This window comes from Bacillus sp. 05T31 (genome assembly GCF_056396725.1).
This window is the reverse complement of the sequence record NZ_JBFTMA010000806.1, coordinates 1-1,818: the sequence shown is the minus strand read 5'-3', so window position 1 is coordinate 1,818 and position 1,818 is coordinate 1. Positions and strand designations below refer to the sequence as shown.

Below are 1,818 nucleotides of genomic sequence, written 5' to 3'. Positions count from 1 at the left end.
TTTACCTATTGCTCATAAACTAGAAATAGGTAAAAGATTCTCCATAAACTCTTTTGAACCGACAACTGCAATTTTTATCATCATTTTCTCTAACTCCTTATCATTAATTAACGACTATTTAACGTCAACTATATCAAATGTACAAAACCATTGTAAACAGGAAGGGGTCTTTATTCAATGAAAATTACAGCTATTCATCTTTACGCAATTCGTTTACCACTTCGCGATCCGTTTGTTATTAGTTATGGTTCTTATTCTGATATGCCTTCTATTATCGTCAAAATGGAAACAGATGAAGGCATTATCGGTCACGGTGAAGGCGTTGCTGATGATCACGTTACAGGTGAATCATGGGAAAGTACTTTCCATGTTTTAAAACATACACTAGCTCCTGCTCTAATTGGGAAAAATCCAATGAATATCGAAAAAATACACGATATGATGGACAATACAATTTATGGTATTCCTACTGCKAAAGCTGCGATTGATATCGCTTGTTTTGATATAMTGGGTAAAAAAYTAAATCAACCTGTATATCAAYTAATTGGMGGACGCTACCATGAAGAATTTCCTGTCACTCACGTCTTAAGTATCGCCGATCCAGAAAATATGGCTGARGAAGCWGCYTCYATGATTAAGAAAGGTTACCAATCTTTCAAAATGAAAGTCGGCACGAATGTAAAAGAAGATGTAAAACGAATTGAAGCTGTACGTGAACGTGTAGGAAATGATATCGCGATTCGTGTTGATGTAAACCAAGGCTGGAAAAATAGCGCAAACACATTAACRGCAYTTCGTTCATTAGGACATTTAAACATCGAYTGGATTGARCAGCCTGTTGTMGCRGAYGATATTGACGCAATGGCTCATATTCGTTCKAAAACAGATCTTCCGCTTATGATTGATGAAGGACTAAAAGGCTCTCGTGAAATGCGCCAAATTATTAAATTAGACGCAGCTGATAAAGTGAATATAAAACTAATGAAATGCGGCGGCATATATCCAGCTGTAAAACTCGCTCATCAAGCTGAAATGGCAGGCATTGAATGCCAAGTTGGATCCATGGTCGAATCATCTGTTGCCTCTTCCGCAGGATTCCATGTCGCTTTCTCAAAAAAAATCATTACTAGCGTCGAGCTAACAGGACCATTAAAATTCACGAAAGACATCGGAAACTTACATTACGACGTACCATTTATTCGCTTAAACGAAAAGCCGGGACTCGGCATTGAAATAAACGAAAATACATTACAAGAACTAACCGTCTTTCAAGACGTTGTACGCTAAAGGAGGACTAACGCATGACGATTCTTTACGAAGGCAAATTAAAACAAAACAACGATTCATTTCACGTTACATTACTATCTTTAGAACATATGGAACAAATTTTATCATTACAAAACGTTATAGTTGAAGCGCTAGAAGATAAAGGTCGTTTACAACCACTCTCGCTAGAAGAATTTCAATACATTCTAGAAGGAAACGGCATGATGATCGGGGCGTTTATACAAAACGAGCTCATCGCATTTCGTGCCCTACTAGTCCCTCCTATCGACAATGAACATTTAGGACTTGATATTGGTCTACCAGAAAGTCAGCTACACCGCGTCATCTATCAAGAAATCTCAAACGTTCATCCGAACTGCCGAGGAAATGGGATGCAAAAAATATTAGCCACAGTCATCATGGATGAATTACAAAAAGAAGACAGCAAATACGATTACGTTTGCTGCACCGTTGCACCTTTCAACATTCCTAGTTTAAAGGATAAGTTCGCGCAAGGTATGGAAATTGCTGCGCTGAAGGAGAAGTATGGCG

General features: G+C 38.1%; 3 protein-coding genes. All 3 read left to right on the top strand.

From position 1 onward, the window contains the following. Positions 1 to 181, top strand: a 181-nt coding sequence (locus AC1DJR_RS28520; protein ID WP_477004106.1) for a hypothetical protein, incomplete at its 5' end; no start/stop codon positions are given. Then, a complete protein-coding gene (locus AC1DJR_RS28515; RefSeq protein ID WP_477004105.1) occupies positions 178 to 1,287 on the top strand; it encodes a mandelate racemase/muconate lactonizing enzyme family protein in 1,110 nt (369 codons plus the stop codon). The genes AC1DJR_RS28520 and AC1DJR_RS28515, both read left to right, overlap by 4 nt. 14 nt (positions 1,288 to 1,301) lie before the next feature. Beyond that, positions 1,302 to 1,818, top strand: a 517-nt coding sequence (locus tag AC1DJR_RS28510; protein WP_477004104.1) for a GNAT family N-acetyltransferase, incomplete at its 3' end; no start/stop codon positions are given.